Here is a 16,131-nt window from a genome sequence, read left to right on the forward strand (position 1 = left end):
GGATGGTAGTTACCGGCTATATCCGGTGCAAGAGCGGGTGGGCTGCTTATTCAAGCAAAACAAAACGCCCCTGCAACGGTTGTCGCAGGGGCGTTTTAGAAGACTTCGCGACGGTTACAGATTGAAGATGTTCGTCACCGGAACGCCAGTAGCGCTGGCGTGGATGTAGAAATCACCTTTGGGATTCCCCGCCGGGGCGACGACCAACGTGCCGTCGGTCAAGCCCTTGGCATTCAAGCCGAGAGCGCCGGCTCCAATGGTGCCGTTATTCGCTTCCGTAATACCAAAGAAGGCCGCGTTTTCCAACTGCGCCATCGTCACACCGGTAACCCCACCAGCGAACAAGGCGTTGGCAATCGCCCAGACCGGATTATCAGGGTGCGCTGCGTTATCCAGCGGGATAGCGAAATTGTAGGAAAAGACGGCGCCAGGAGCGGGACCAGCTGAAACCCAGGCGAACGCTTGAGCTGCGGCTTGCGCCATTTGCAAGCCGTACGCCTTGGCGGAGGTTCCTGCCTGGGTGAGGACGGCCGCGGTGACCGCACTGATCGTGCTATCATTCTGGGAGGTCAACTGGGCGACAAAACCCGTCACAGCACCGGCGGCACCCACAGTACGCCGATTGTTGCCAGTCGTGTAAAATGAGGTTGTGCTCGTGCCATCGCTTTGACGGAAATAATTCGAGTATCCCGGGGAAGTGGCATTGAAGACCTCCTGTGAACTGCCGGTAGCTGGAATCGGACCTTGGAGATTGGTCCCGGATTGGGTGATGGACGCGGCCACTGCAGCGCCGACGACGTTCTTCAGGTTGGTCAACGTCGTTGCATTGATCGCAGAAGTCGCAACGCCAAACCGGAACGTCTGGTCCGATTCTAGGATACCCGTCACATAGCCAGCGGTAATCGCGGCAGCCGCAGCGGGTTGATCAATGACGGTGCCGCGAGTGCCTGGAAAGGCCTTGCTGCCCAGGATGCCTCCCTGAGAGTGAGGCGTCGCGTTGGTGATCTGGGTATATTGGAAGACTGCCGAAACCGTCGTGTTGGCGGTGTTGGGCTGGGCAAAGGCGACCGCCGTCGCCACATAATGCGCATGATCCGGATCCACGACCGTCCAGGCAATGGCGATATCCCGAACCAGTGACGGATAGGCAATCGTCTCCGTGCCGATGTAAGGGAAAAGCTGCACCGATGCCCCTGCCCCCAAGTTCGTCTTGGCGATGCTGGCAATCTTGGAAACTTCCGTCAAAACTTGCGCGCTGTTGGCATTGAAAGGCGTATTCACCCCGATCGCAGTCGCGGTCAGCGCGGCGGGATTAACACCGCTTTCCTTGATGGCGACGGCCAGTGCGGCGTCGGCCTCACCATTGTTCGCCAGAATCGCCCCAATCAAGTCGGCATTCACGCTGCTGGCACCAGCGACCGCAGCGTCGCTGAACTTGGTCAACGTATTGTAAAACCGATGCTGCGTGTCTGTCTGGAGGGACTGAACCAAGTCAGCGCCATTATTCGCTGCGGTGATGTCCGCGATGACGCCCGGCGTATTGACCGTAGCATCGAGAATCGCCTGCCGATAGGCGCCGCCATTGCCAGCCAAAGCCGCGACCACCGCGATATAGTTTGCCGCCGGCCCGAGGTCGGGTGTGGCCGCAATGGCGTCAGCGGCCGCCCGGGCCACCGGGCCGGAGTAGCCGACTGCAGATCCTTTGGTGGAACTGGCCGCTTGGTAAATGATATCGGCAATGATGCCCGCTTTTCCGCCGGCATCCGCTCCTCCCACCGCACCGGCAACGAGTTTCGTCACCGCGTCGAGAGTGCTGGTGAAGATGGGACCACTGGCAGCCAGAGTTCCCGCCCGCCCGATGAGCAATTGAATCGAGCCGATGGCCGAGGTGTTCGGACCGGCTTGGTAAATGCCCCACGCGACGTCCAAAAAGGACCCACCACCGTATGGAGCAGGAATTCCACCGGGACCACCGGTGGGGTTGATGGCGCCGACAATCGCATTATTCACCGAAGTCGGGCTCGCCAGAACGGAAGCAAATACAACGTCCCTCGTTTGCGTGGTGGGCGCGGCGGTGAGCGCAGCCTGGACAAAGCTTCCAATCAGACCGGCGTTTTTCGTGACCGCTCCGGAAGCCGCTGCCGCAATGGCAGAGGCCGAGGGCGCCGCATACCCCGGGGCCGTCCCGGCGAGGTAGGAGGAGAAGCCTGCCGCCGTCGTCCCGTTGAGATAGCCATTGGCCACCGCAGTGGTGTAGGATGAATACGCGACTCCCAGATAGGTGGTGCCGACGATCGCATTCGAATTGAGATAATCGCGGATACCGGCCGCATTCGAGGCACCTTGGGCAGAGAGTGCACCATCCGTCAAAGCAATCAAATTGTATCGATCAAGCGTGTCTTGGGCGGTGTTGGTCGGAGGGACAAACTGAAGCGCATTCACGGCAGCACCCAAGATCTGGCCGATGGACGAACCCGGATTGGAAACCGGCAACGCCGGCGCGGTGGGAGGCACCAAACTAATAGCAACCGTCGACAAAAGGTTCTTAACGATGGTGGCCACGTTGGCCTGATTGTTTTGCGCGCCCGAGGAACTTAAGACGATTTGCACCAGTCCGTTGCTGGAGTCGATGACGGCTGCACTCTTTTGGACCGCGGAAAGATTCGCGGCAGAGATCGCACCCACCCCAGTACCGAGCACGGAATTAATTCCTGCGGTATCCGTCGAAATCGCGGCAATGGTCTCGGCAACAATGTCGGCAATCACATGAGCCCCGGCGGTATTAAACGCCACCGAGCCGACTGCAGTCTTACCGGTCGCATCCGTTCCCAACATCCCTTGAATCGTGGCCACCGCCAAGGTCGGCTGAGACAAGGCCAGCGCATCAACCACCGAGGTTAGCAGGCTGCTGGCCGTAGCCGGATCCGCCGCATATTTCGTGACAATCGCCCTGGATACCTGGTTGCCAAGGGCAACACGATCCGCCGGCATGTACTGGGTCGCAGCGAGTACCAGCGACTGCAAGGTAACCCCCGGAATGCCATCATTGACCAAGGCCGATACACTGCGATTCAACGCCGCTTCAAACACCGCAGCCGTCGGTGGCGAGTAACCAGCCGGAGTCGGAATGTAAATCGACATCAACTGCGGCGTCGGCAAGGCGGCGGCGGCGTTCCGGACCTCCCCATCCAAGGCGGCGTACTCAGGAATGCCAGCATAGGGCTGGAAATTATAAACCGGAGCCGAGGTGGTCGTCGCCGGGGTATATACTGGGTAATAATAACCTTGGGCACGGACCGAATCGACGTGCGAAAAGCTCAACAACGCGGGAAGCGCCCAGAAGGGCAGGCTTTTACGAATCAAACCATGGACAGCAGCGAGCACAGGAACGGTTTTCATAATATTATACGCACAGACTCTTCGGATCGGGGAAATCAGTATGGGGGGGCAAGAAGTAGTTTTGACCTGCTTTGGAACTACTAGACCAAAGCCCACCGGCCAAGGTCAACAAGTTTTTGGGATATCTTTCTCAGTGTTTTTACGCTGCCGGACCCGGAAATTGCTACACGGATGACTTTATCTTGCCAATCAGCCCAATTTCAGCGCAAAAAGAGTCAGCTCCGCCTCGGCGGCAGTAGCGCTACGCAACTCCGCGAATTCCTTCCCCATATTCATGAGTGAGATCCTGAACAGATTCAGCCTCGAAGCTGCCAAATTCAACAGTCAAGTCTTTTTGTCTTTGCTGTTGATCTGGATGGCCATGGTTTATTGCGCGACTATCAGCATCAATTCGCAAGGGTTTAGCGCGCGTCAACGCCGTTTGTGGATCTGGATCGTGGCCTCCGTACCGCTCTTGGGATTGCTGGCCTATTTGCCATTTTCAATTCGGCGAGAAGACCTTCCGCAGGTCTTTCTGATGAAGATTAACAAGGATCGCGCCGCGAAACGGCTGAGGAGTGTCGGCCCCACTGGAGATCTCACCGATTGAGACGCGCGCACCCGAAGGGGCCAGCCGCCGTCCGGCGGCCAGCCAAGAAAAATCCGATTTTCCTACAGATGGCCTTCGCCGCCAAGGCAATCGGCGTGTTTTTCCTCCTTCTTTCGCCGTCGGTTCTCCGCGGCCAGCAGCCAAAATTTCATACCAGCAGCCCGTCGCCCATTCTCGATTACCCAACCACCAATCGAGGTTTCACCGGCAGCGCTCTGACTACCCTCCCCCAAGGAGCATTCCAACCCGATCGGACTGGCATCTCGCAGGCCACTCTGTTCCGGAATACGCAGCTCCCGGATGTCGGGGTTTATCTCCCTCCCGTGGAACCTTCGGTGCGAACGGAATCGGCTACCTTGGATTTCAGACTAACCCTTCCCTCGCTGAACGCCGGCGTACCCTTGTTTCAACGCGGCTTTGAACCGCAGGAGGCGGATCTCAAGCTCGGACCACTTTTTTTCAAGCTCCGCGCCTTGGAGGCCGCTGTCCTCCACAGCGATAATATCAATCTCACACCCGATAATACGGAGTCCGGGACGATCGCATACCTAGGGTTGACACTCGATGTCGTGGCGCAATTTACCGAGGATTTGAGGTTGGCGGCCTCCTTCACCTTGGTCTACCTCCCGCTCGAGAACCGAGGCGGCATTGTCGGTTTCAATTCGGGAGCCGATCTTTTCAATTTCGGCCTCGCCACCGGACCCCTGACTCATGTGCAGGCCACATGGGACACCGACATCGGCGGCTGGCATGTCGTCTTCACCGACGACTTCCAAATCTCGACCGGATACTACTCGGGCGGCATCGATGGCAATTATGTCCTCTTTGAAGGAAGCCCGTTCGACGAGAATCTCCAGACCCGCACTGGGCGCTATGCGCTCGGGCCAGCCTCCGGAGGCGCCCTGCGGAGGGGCGATGCCAATTTCGACAATCAGTTGGACGCCGGCCGCCAATCCGACGTCATCGTTTTCAGCAACATCATCAGCGCCGACGCGGAACGGCTGGATCCGGGCTCCATCCTTCTGCGCGCGAGGGTCTACCACGAAGACTTGTGGTACAACCAGGGCAACCGTGGGCTGCCGAGTTTGCGGGAAGGCGCCACCATCAGCTTGATCTCTCAACGAGAGAATATGCGCTTTAAGCCGTATGTCGTTTATGACCTCTTTCACACCAAGGTCGAAGATCAGAATCTGGTGCAAAACATCGTCCGGGCGGGTTTCGCCGGTCCCATTACCGAACAGCTTCGTCTTCAGGCCGAGCTGGGCTACTTCAACGGGGGGCAGGCAGATAGCGGATGGTTGTGGCGCGTCGCACTCGATCACAACGCCGGCCCTTACACTCAGGAATCCCTCATTTACGCACGGACGTTCAATTACTTTCACAACGAGATCAATGAGGGTGTCGGCTACACCATCCACCAGGTCTTGGGACCGCGCCTCGATGCCAGTGCCTACACCTACCGCCTGCGGGTGCAGGATTACTTCGATGGCGAGCAGGCCACGCGCGACGAGTGGCTCTTCGGCCTGCGCGTCACCTTTATCGCCGGCCCGAAGACGACCGTCCAACTGACGGGCGAATACACCGCGGAAGACAGCGGAACCCGGCAAATGATCGGGCGGGCGGATATCGGCTACAACTTGACGGACACGCTGCTCCTCCATCTGGCCTACCAGTATCAAGAGAGTAAATCAGACGTATTCGACCTGAATTTTAGGGAAAACCTGATTTTCCTGAGCGTAACCAAATACTTCAGATGAGGTGCGAACGAATCCTGCTACGCAGAAATTCGCACCTTTGCCCCTAATACTGAATTGACGCCTTAACCTGTGCTCGACTACAACGCATCCAACAGCTTGTGACCCCTCACCACATTTTACATGGTCGAAACGGACCCCCTTCCCAGAAGGCGTATTGGTCCGTATCCCCTTTCCTCATCATTGCCACATGCCTGGAGCTTGCCTTCTTGAGCACACAGGCGGCAGCGGCGGATCCCGGCGGTAAACCGGGCGTCGGCTTCCGCAAGCCACAGGTCGACCTGGCCTCCAGCCGGGCGCAGAGCAACAACCCGGCCGCGCAACCCACAGCCGATGCTCTCACCGCACCCATGATCGCCGCGCCGGGCAAACCGTCGCAGAGTGACTTGGAGGACCTGAGTGAGAAGCGCCAAACGCTACAGGGCGAGGTTCGTTACGCCAAAGCCAAATTGGAAGCCGCTCAAAAGCAATTTGCCCTCCAGACCGCCGCCGGCGATCTCGAGAAAGCCGAGCACCTCGATCAGGAAGTCAAAGACTGGCAGGCCCGATACTCCTCTGCCAGGGCACAACTCGACGAAGCGGAAAAGCAGGTCGCGGAAGTCTCCCAAGGCCGCGGCGGCGCCGGCAGCGCGCCGGGCGAAGAAGTCGTTGTGCCCGGGGAAAACCTCGAGGTTTTCGTCAACGAAGACCCTTCCTTCAACGGCATCTATCAGGTTCGTCGCGGAGGTTATATTATCATGCCGCAGGTGGGACGCATCGCCGTCGCCGGGAAATCCCTTTCCGCGGCCGAAGCCGCTGTGAAGCGGGCTTTGCAAAGTTCGCAGTTGCACAGCGCCTCGGTGATGATCGAGCAAAAGCAGGGCGCCGACATTGAGAATGGCCCGCTCATCTACCTTTCCGGTGAATTTCGTTCGCCGGGCCAATGGCATATCCCGAGTGGGATCACTCCCACTTTGGTCAACGTGATTCTCAGTTCTGGTGGTGTCTCCGACAAAGCCGATCTGACCCGTGTCCGGGTGATGCGCATCGCCGCCAGCAAGAGCGTCGTGGAGGAAGTCAATGTGGCGAAAATCCTCGAAGGCGGCGGACTGACTTCCGACATCACCTTGGGAGAAGGCGACGTCATCACGATTCCCGCCGGCCCGGCCAACCTTGTCTATATTACCGGCAACGTCCAGCACCAGGGCAGCTTCCCACTCAAGCAGGGTGAAAGGATCAGCGCCTACGCGGCCATTCTCCAGAATGGCGGTTTCGCCCGCTTCGCCGATCAAAAGAGCGTCTACGTCCTGCGGGCTCTCCCCGATGGCACCAAGGCCAAGCTCCCGGTCGACATCAGCGCGATCAAACGGGGCCAGCGACCCGACGTCCAGCTCCAGAGCAACGACATCCTCGTTGTTCCGGAGAAGTGGTTCAGTTGGTAGTTTCGACTCGCGTCCCTCCGCCCAGGGGTCTTCACCCTTTCGCGGAATCTTTAGTTCGCGCCCTATCTGAATTCTGCTAGGATTCGGCCGTTTTTGGTGCCCGCCCCCGTGCGCACCCTTACTTACTTTCGCTCACTCTCATGATCCCAGGAACGAAAAAGGCCGCTTTCACGCTGCACGATATCATTCTCTATGTCGCGATCGCGTCGAAGCACCTGCGGCTCATGATCCTCTTGATCTGCTTCTGTCTCACGGTCGGTCTGACGTATTACGTTTTTGCCAAGCCCGTCTATTACGCGCACGCCCTCATCCACATGGAGGAGCTGTCTCGCCCGCTCGACACCGATAAACTTTACGAGGACGGGCGCATGTCTGCGTTCTTCGCCCAATTCACCCAGCCGCAGATCATGCTGCGCACGGCCCGCGCGCTCGGCATTGACACCGACAGCCGCTCGCTGGAACGGAAGTACCTGTTCAAATTCCGCGCCGGCTTCAACTCGGAGAAAAACATCGACGTCGAAGTCTGGCCCTGGACCGCCGATTGGGCGCATCGCTGGACAGAAACGATGGTCCGCGAATATCTCGCCTTCCGCCAGGAAAAGCGCAATGAGGACAAGAACCTCATCATCAACACCTACTCCGCCGAGCTAAAGGAGATGGTCGGCCGGCTCGACCAGCAATTCTCCGAGAAGCTCGATTTTCAGGATCAGCAGGATTTCACCAAGACGCTCATCCTCGTCAATTCCATCACCAATCTGCCCGCGGAACTGACCCGGCTGCAAATGCGCCTCGACGAACTGGGCCGCGTGCGCGTTCGCCTGCAGGACACCGGGCTGGATTCCGTGGCCAAACTTTCTCTCATCTCTACGGCGGACGACGCCGAGACGCGCCTCAGCGTCGGACAAACCATCGCCCCACCCCAATCCGAGCAAAAAGGCGACAAAAAGGAAACCAGCTCCAGCAGCAACAATGTGGTCGTGGTGCCTTCCATGTTGAAATCTCTGCACCCTTGGGACGCCCTGGCCCAGGAACAGCAGCAAATCAGAAAGCAAATCGAAGAGGCCTCGCGCATCTATCTGCCCGGCCACCGGAAGATGCTCGATTTGAACAAGCAATTGGAGGTGGTGAATCAACGACTCGACTCCGAACTCGAAGTCGCGCAGAGCCGTTTCGATCTCCAGTATCAGGAGTTGCTCAACAAGAAGCACGATCTCGAAGGCAAGTTACCCGAATACCAGGAGCTGAGTCGCAAACACGCCAAGCTGCTCTCGCAACTTTCGATCTTCGAGATGTCACGTCTGCCCTACGAAGGTTACCTGGCGAACATGAAAAGGGAGATCAGCGAAGTGGAGTTCGCCGGGGAAAAGGAGCGCATCAATCTCAAGTACGAAGGCTTGCTCGAGGTCCGCGACGATCCTGTTTCTCCCAACCGTCTGCGTCTCATGATTCTCTCTCTCGGCGCCGGTCTCGTCCTGGCCGTGGTCGTCCCCTTCGTGATCGAATACCTCGACCACACGATGACCAATCTGGAGGAGGTCGAGCATTCCTTCCGCCTGCGCGGGCTGGGCGTGGTCCCGCAAACGGATTCCACGGAAATGTTTCAACCCGGCGATACCGACGACACCTTCAAGCGGGGGCTGGTCGAGAATTTCCGCGTCATTCGCACCAACACCATTTCGATGGGCGCCTTGAGCAAACCACCCCACGTGGTCATGGTCACCAGCGCGATGCCGAAAGAGGGCAAGACCGTCGTTTCCTCCAATCTGGCCGCCTCTTTCGCTCTCACCGGCGCCAAGACCCTTTTGATCGACACCGATCTGCGCCGCGGCCGTCTGCATCGCCTCTTCGGCTACCGCAAGGAACCCGGCCTGAGCAACGTCCTCCTCGGCGAGGCCACCCTGGAGGAAGCGTTTCGCCCGTCGCCCCAGGAAAATCTCACCATCCTCAGTGCCGGCCGCCATCTCGAAAGCGGCACCGAATTGCTGGCGTCCTTGCAGTTTGCCTCGCTCATCACGAGCCTGCGTGATCGCTTTGAACGCATCGTGATCGATACGCCTCCGGTGCTCGGTCTTTCCGAGACCTCGATCATGCAAAATATGGTCGATGGCGTGATCTTTGTCATCTGGACCGGTCACACGCCAGTGCGTGGCGTCCAGTCCGCCATCGAAACGCTGCGCGCCAATGGCGCAAATTTTTACGGCTTCGTGCTCAACCGTCTCGACCTCACGACGACGCAAAACTACTACCAGTACTACTACTACTCGCACGATTACTACTACCAGAACGCGATCGAGGGGACGTAGCCGCCGCGCCTCGCAGAGCCCGTTCGCGCCCCGCCTTCCGGCATGCCGTCACCCGCTTTGTCCGATCAGGTTTCCGTCGTCATCCCGGCTTACAATTACGCGCAGTTCCTCCCCGAGGCGATCGCCTCGGTGCTCGCGCAGACCTGGAAACATTTTGAGCTCATCGTGGTCGATGATGGTTCGACCGATGACACGCCCGACGTCTGCGCGCGCTGCACCGATCCGCGCGTTCGGACCGTGCGTCAGCCCAATGCCGGTCTCTCCGCCGCGCGCAACACCGGCATCCGCGAAGCCCGCTTTGCCCACGTGGCCTTTCTCGACGCGGACGATCGTTGGGAGCCCGGGTTTCTCACCGCGGTATTTCGGGAATTTCACCGTCTCGGGCCGGCCTTCGCCGCCGTCGGCACGGCCTGCTCGCGAATGAATGCCAGCGGCGATCCGCTCCCGCCTCCCCGGCAGAACTTCCTGCACACCGGCGAACTCACGGCCGCCTCTTTCTGCCTGCGCAACCGTCCACTTTCCTCGTCGATCGTCCTCCGGCGGGAAGTTTTCGCCGAATGCGGCCCCTTCGATACCGCGCTGCGCAGCTCCGAGGACCGCGACATGTGGATCCGCGTTGCCGCCCGCGGGCATCGTTTCCACTACCTCGGCGAGCCGCTCGCGGTCATTCGCCGGCATCCGCAAAACATGAGCAAGAATGCACCGCGCATGAAACACAATTCCGGTCTCGTGTTGCGCCGGGCGTGGCGCTCCGGGGCCGTCGCGCGCTGGCATTTCCCCTTCTGGCTGCGCGCCGCTTCCATCCACTATTTCCTCGTGGCCTGGACTCATTTCGACGATGGGCTGCGGGCGCGCGCGTGGATGTATCTGCTCACTTCCGTCCTCCTTTGGCCCGTTTTCCTCCGCGCGCACCGCGTCGCGGAACCGCCGCTCTTTCGCCTGCGGGCCGCGGCCCATTTCCTGCACGCTCACTCGTGAAAATTCTCCACGTCGTCAATTCGCTCGATCCCGGCGGAATGGAAAATGGGGTCGTCAACCTGGCCCGTGGGCTCGAATCGCGGGGCTTCGAAACGCACGTCGCCTGCCTCGAGCGCCGCGGGGTCTTCTCCGGGCGGCTTCCCGCCTCCAGCAAGGTCCTGCTGCTCGGCAAGAGCGGTGGCTTCTCCCCGGGCGCCGCCTGGCGCCTGGCCCGCGCGATCACGCAACTTCGACCCGACGTCATCCACAGTCACAATCTCGGCCCGCTGATCTACAGCGGCCTGGCGACGGCCGGGGGGCGCCGCTGCCCGTGGCTACAAGGGGAGCACAGCCAGCTCACCGCAGAGGAGCGCCTGCCCCGTCGCCTGCGGCAACGTCGCTGGCTCTATCGCGGCTGCCACACCATCCACACCGTCTCCACGGCTATGCGCGAGGAATTGGTCGCGTGCGGCTTTCCCGCCCAAAAGATCGTGGCCATCGCCAATGGGGTGGATACCGGGCGCTTTGCCCCGGGCGGTCGGATCGCCGCCCGCGCCGCACTGGGAGTGCCGCCGGATGCCCTGTGCATCGGCATCGTCGGTCGATTCGGCCCCTTTAAGCGCCACCGGCAGTTGATTGAGGCCTTCGAGCAAATCGTCCCTCGATTGCCTCGGGCGCGCTTGCTCATCGCCGGCGGCGGGGGCAGCGAGGAAGCCGCCGTCCACCAGCGCGTGCAAGCGAGTTCCTTTCGCCCGCTGATTCATCTGGCCGGATTTCAAAACGAACCCCGCGCCTGTTATCAAGCCATGGACCTGTTGGTCGTCCCCTCCATCAATGAAGGGCTTTCCAACGCCGCCCTCGAGGCCATGGCTTGCGGCGTGCCCGCTCTCGTCCGCTCCGGGTGCGGCCACGAACAGATCATCACCCACGGCCACGATGGCTGGATCGCCGGCCTGGACTCCTCCGCGGACCTGGCCGGGAGCCTCGCCGAAATCCTCGCTGAACCCATCCGTCTCGTTGACTTCGGTCGAAACGCGCGGAAGAAAGTGACTTCGCACTTTTCCCTCGAGTCGATGATCACCTCCTACGAACATCTTTACCGCGCCTCCGCACCGCGCTGATGGATCTCGTCATCGTCATCCTCTTTCTCTGCCTCTACTACCTGCGCCCGCAGGAGTGGTCCGGCATGTTCTCGACGATCCATTTCGTCCAGATCGTCATGCTCTCCGGCGTCGCCGCGCTCTTCTTGCGGGAGCAGAGCTATCGGCCCCGGGACATGTTCCGCACCCCTCATGATTGGGCGGTCTTCGGCTTCTGGGCGTGGCTCGTCCTCTCGGCGGTGCATCCTTGGGATACCTTCAAGGACAACGCCAACCTCTACATTTTCTACCTCGTGATCGTCCAGATCCTGACCTCGGTGCCGCGCATGAAAATCTTCGTCGCCTGGTGGACGATGCTCATCGTGACGGTCGCCCTGCTGGCCCTGGCGAGCACGTGGGGTTTCGATCCCCTCGACAGCTTGGAAATGACGAACGGCGTGATGAAGGGCCGCCTGGTCCTGAACCTTTCGATCTTCAATAATCCCAATGCCTTGGGGCACAGCGTGGTTCCGGCCATCCCGATGCTCTACTACTATCTCGTCTGGAAGCGGCCGGTCGCGTCGCGCATCCTGGGCTTCGCGTTGCTGGCGATCCCGCTCTATTGCATCTATTTGACGGTCTCGAAGGGCGCGTTCCTCTGCGCCGGCATCACGTCGATCGCCACCATGGCCTTCGGCCGTCCTAAAAGCGTCCAGGTCGCCATTGGCGTGGCGGCAGTGCTGTTCGGCACCACCGCTCTCTTCATGCTCCCGCGCATGAATGAGCTCAACAACTCCAAGAGCGACGCCGCCATTCAAGGGCGCGTCCTCGCCTTCAAGCACGGCTATGGCATCCTCCAGACGAAATTCCGGGGCATCGGCAAAGGCGAATGGGGCAAGGATGCCTTCATCACCGATTACGTGCGCCGGCCCGCGCCGGCCAGGAAAAGCAGTGAAGGCACCGCGCCCCATTTCGTCATGAAACCGGTTCGCCACGGCAAGGCGCCGCACTCCACCTACGTTTGCATCGGCGCGGAACTCGGGAAGCCGGGCCTCTATTTGATGATGGCGGTGCTCTTTTATTGCTTGAAGACGACCATGACCGCGAAGACCCAGACGCCCGACGAAGAACGCATCAGGCGCATGCTGTTCGTCCTCGTCGTCTCTTATATTGTTTCGTCCTGGATGGTGGATTTTGAATATCGGCCGACCTTCTTCATGTTTGCTGCCGCCATCGCCGCCCTGCATCGCCACCTCATGGGCATGCTCACCGAGAAGGAGGAGGAGTCCGGCGAAGAGCCTGTCCTCGAAACCTACGTCCCGGTCTGGCAAAGCCCGCAATTGCTCCCCCAGCCGGCGATGGCCTCGGCGCTGCCGGATTCCCGGTTGGCCCGGCAGGTTTTTTCGCCGGAGCCGGAACCGGGCGGGGCGTCGGTCTCCACCTCGCCGAAGATGTTGGGGATCGACTGGAATCGGATCGGCTGGATCGACGGCGTGATGATTTTCTTCCTCACTTGGGGCGTCATCCGGTTCTGGGCCTATATCATGGATCGCATGTAGCGCCGGGCTCTTTGCCATGCTGTTTCACTATGGGACGGTGCTCACTTTTTGGATCTCCTGCGGTCTGCTCGTTTATACTTTCTGTGGCTACGGCTGGTTGATTTCCGCCCTCGCCCGCTGGCGGCCGCAAGCCCTTTCTTCGCCCGACGCCGCGGGGTCTCCACCCTCGGTGGGTGTCGTGCTCGTCGCCTGCAATGAGGAAACGCCCATCGTCGAGCGCCTCCGCAATCTCCTCACTTCGCGATATCCGCCCGAAAAGCTGCAGGTCCTCCTGGTCTCCGACGGTTCCACCGATGCCACTGTCGCCCAGGCGCGCACCATCGGCGATGCGCGTCTCGAAATCATCGAATGCCCGGACCGCGCCGGCAAAGCGGCCGGCCTGAATCTCGCCTTGTCCGGCTGTACCGCGGAAATCGTCATCTTCACCGACGCCCGCCAGCGTTTCGACCCGGAAGCCATCGCCCGCCTCGCCGCGCATTTCGCTGATCCCGCCATCGGGGCGGTCAGCGGTGAACTGGAGATTGCCTCCGCCGCCAGCGTCACGGGTTCCGGGGTCGATGCCTACTGGCGTTACGAGCGATCCCTGCGCGCCGCGGAATCGCGCTTCGATTCCTGCATTGGCTGCACCGGCGCCATCTACGCGCTGCGCCGCAGTTTGTTCGTTCCCATTCCCGAGGACACGCTGCTCGACGACGTCGTCATTCCCCTGCAAGCCGCCGTCCAGGGCGCGCGTGTCATCCACGACTCCACCGCTCTCGCGCACGACCCGCGCCCTCTCGAGCCCAAGGCCGAACTCCGTCGCAAGCAGCGCACGCTCGCCGGTGGGTTTCAAATGGCCTTCCGCTATCCGCAATGGCTGGCCCCGGGAAAGAACCGCCTGTGGTGGCAGCTCCTTTCTCACAAGTACCTCCGCCTCTTGGGACCGTTCTTTCTGGTCGCGGCTTTCCTCTCCAACTTTGAACTCCGCGGCTCCTTTTTCTACGACCTCAGCCTCGCCGCTCAAGTCGCCCTCTACATTTTCGCCGGGCTCGGCATGGCGGGTTGGCGCACCCGCCTCGGCACCCTCGCCTCGGGCTTCGTCTTCCTCAATGCCATGACCGTCATGGGCCTCATTTACTACACCACCCGCAACGCCCAACGCGGCTGGCGTTAAAGGCAGAGCCTTCTCCTCCCTGCGTCCTCCGCGCCTCTGCGTCTCTGCGTCTCTGCGGTTAAATCCCCATCCCGTCATTCGCCAGATTCGGCGACGCTGTCTATTGGCCCGCTCTCGGAAAATAGGGCACCGGCTGCGGATCAGCCCTATCCGGCTCCACCACCCAAACCGTGCGGCCGGTGTAATAATCGATGACCTGCTGATCCGTCTCCGCGGTCATCTCTCGCGACCAAAGAACCTTCGTCTGCTGCAAATCCGCGCCGTTGAAAACCCATTCCCGATTGGGATTGTGGCCGGCTGAATAGCGCATGAAGACCAACTGCTTGCCGGGCAATCCTTCGAGCTTGGCCAGCACCCGTGCCCGGTCGCGAAACCATCCCTCGGCATTCTTGCTCAACAACCGGCTCCAGACCACCGGGACAGTGAGGACGCAGAGCAGGCACAGCCAGCGGACGAAGGCCTTCCCCGTGCCGTGCTCCTGCCGCCAGAGGCATAGTTGCCGCAGTCCCTCGACCACGACAAAGATGTAGAGCGCCACTCCCGGTCCGGCGTAGTGGGGAAAGATGCCGGGGCCAATCAGCAACCCCAGAAAAAGGCCGCCCAGGCACACGATGGCGACTCGCAGCCAACGGTCCCGCCGCGCGCGCCAGGGCAGAGCGATCAACGGCGGAATCCACAAGCCCATCCACAGCCAGCCTTGCGCCTGGGCGCCGAACTTGAGCAGCAGGTTGCCGATCAAGCTCTTCTTCGACCCCATCAAATCCACCTCCGAGTCCGTGTGAAACTCCCGGATCTCGCGGTGTCGATAGACTGGTTCGGGGCGAAACGACTGCCCGAGGAAGATCGGCGCCACCATGTACTCCTTCACGTGCACGGCGTAAGGCATCTCCGTCGGTTGGCCGGTCACGCGGTAGTTGTAGAATCCCACGCCGGCCACGATGACGACCGCGGAAAGCACGAGGGGAAACCCGCATTGGCGAACCGTCTTCCACACCGCCTCACGTCCGGCTTGGACGATCAAGAAGGCACCCGCTCCGACGACAAAAACGCTCGTGACCAGTCCCTCGTAGGGCCGGCTATTGGCCAGGATCAACAGGCCCGCGCCCAGCGTCCACGCTCCTTCCCGTGACGTCTCGACAATCCTCCGCATGCCCCTCGCCAGCAACGCGCCCCCGATCGTCGCCACCGCCCCGCCGCAGTAATTGTAGCCCCACGTGATCATCTGCGGATGCAGCGCCACGAGCAGGCCGCCGAGCAGCGCCCAGCGCGGCGGCAGCCACGCTTGCAACATCCAGCACACCGCCGCGGCGGCCAGACCGAGACCGAGCCACACCCCGAGGATCGGATGCCCGAGAAGTTGCCCCGCCGCCAGCAGCGCGCCCTGCCCCGGCGGATACTTGGAATTGTAGGTCGGACGCAGGATGATGTGGATGCTCTCGAAGTGCTCCCAAAACGGCGGCGTGGGATTGGTCAGCCGCCCATGCGCAAACGTATCCGCCGCCAGCAAGTAGCTGAATTCATCGTGGATCTTCGGCGCGGGCATGCGGATCAAGCCTGGCACCGCGCCGGCGATCAGACCGACGACGCCGACCAACAACACCGCCAACCGCGGTCGATCGGCCACCCGTGCGAAGAGCGCCTCCACCCGGCTGAAAAATCCACGACCCCAACCCGGCCGAAAAAAAGCGGCCAGGAGCAGCAGCGGAAGCAGGAGGTAGAACTTAAACTCGGAAGAGAACACCGGGAGAATCGCGACGCTGACAGAATGCCATTCTCCCATACACGCCAAAATGAATCCCAGCGCTTTTCTCCGGGTGCGGGCACGCGCGAAACGCTCCCAAGGACTCAGGAATAGGCCCCGGCACGCAAAAGAAATTGCAACCGCTTCGACGATCAGTATCACTGCCGTGTCTTCGA

10 protein-coding genes are annotated in these 16,131 nt (G+C 60.7%); 8 read left to right on the forward strand and 2 right to left on the reverse strand.

Annotation, left to right across the window (positions count from 1 at the left end; translation table 11 throughout):
* Positions 1–114: 114 nt before the first annotated feature.
* Positions 115–3,399, reverse strand: coding sequence for a hypothetical protein (locus tag ABJF10_RS00495; RefSeq protein ID WP_348542541.1), 3,285 nt, complete (start codon positions 3,397–3,399; stop codon positions 115–117).
* Between the two features lie 274 nt (positions 3,400–3,673).
* Here ABJF10_RS00495 and ABJF10_RS00500 point away from each other — a divergent pair, with 274 nt between their 5' ends.
* The 8 genes from ABJF10_RS00500 to ABJF10_RS00535 all read left to right on the forward strand — a co-directional run bounded on the left by ABJF10_RS00500 (position 3,674) and on the right by ABJF10_RS00535 (position 14,214).
* Entirely contained in the window at positions 3,674–3,988 is a 315-nt protein-coding gene (locus ABJF10_RS00500; RefSeq protein WP_348542542.1) for a hypothetical protein, read from the forward strand.
* Positions 3,989–4,389: 401 nt separating this feature from the next.
* Entirely contained in the window at positions 4,390–5,745 is a 1,356-nt protein-coding gene (locus ABJF10_RS00505) for a hypothetical protein (protein ID WP_348542543.1), read from the forward strand.
* A gap of 206 nt (positions 5,746–5,951) precedes the next feature.
* A complete protein-coding gene (locus ABJF10_RS00510) occupies positions 5,952–7,163 on the forward strand; it encodes an SLBB domain-containing protein (RefSeq protein ID WP_348542544.1) in 1,212 nt (403 codons plus the stop codon).
* A gap of 140 nt (positions 7,164–7,303) precedes the next feature.
* On the forward strand, positions 7,304–9,466 hold the full coding sequence (locus ABJF10_RS00515; protein WP_348542545.1) for a polysaccharide biosynthesis tyrosine autokinase: 2,163 nt from the start codon (positions 7,304–7,306) through the stop codon (positions 9,464–9,466).
* 42 nt (positions 9,467–9,508) lie between these two features.
* Positions 9,509–10,444 (forward strand): glycosyltransferase family A protein, encoded by a 936-nt coding sequence (locus tag ABJF10_RS00520; RefSeq protein ID WP_348542546.1) that lies wholly within the window; start codon positions 9,509–9,511, stop codon positions 10,442–10,444.
* A complete protein-coding gene (locus tag ABJF10_RS00525) occupies positions 10,441–11,544 on the forward strand; it encodes a glycosyltransferase (RefSeq protein WP_348542547.1) in 1,104 nt (367 codons plus the stop codon). Before ABJF10_RS00520 ends, ABJF10_RS00525 begins: the two co-directional genes overlap by 4 nt.
* Entirely contained in the window at positions 11,544–13,061 is a 1,518-nt protein-coding gene (locus ABJF10_RS00530; RefSeq protein ID WP_348542548.1) for a hypothetical protein, read from the forward strand. Before ABJF10_RS00525 ends, ABJF10_RS00530 begins: the two co-directional genes overlap by 1 nt.
* A 16-nt stretch (positions 13,062–13,077) precedes the next feature.
* Positions 13,078–14,214: a glycosyltransferase family 2 protein gene (locus ABJF10_RS00535; RefSeq protein WP_348542549.1), complete on the forward strand. Its 1,137-nt coding sequence runs from the start codon at positions 13,078–13,080 to the stop codon at positions 14,212–14,214.
* Positions 14,215–14,314: 100 nt separating this feature from the next.
* Here ABJF10_RS00535 and ABJF10_RS00540 read toward each other — a convergent pair whose 3' ends face one another.
* Positions 14,315–15,955 (reverse strand): hypothetical protein, encoded by a 1,641-nt coding sequence (locus tag ABJF10_RS00540; RefSeq protein ID WP_348542550.1) that lies wholly within the window; start codon positions 15,953–15,955, stop codon positions 14,315–14,317.
* Positions 15,956–16,131: the final 176 nt, after the last annotated feature.

It is taken from the genome of Chthoniobacter sp., from assembly GCF_040003245.1.
Classification (GTDB): domain Bacteria; phylum Verrucomicrobiota; class Verrucomicrobiia; order Chthoniobacterales; family Chthoniobacteraceae; genus Chthoniobacter.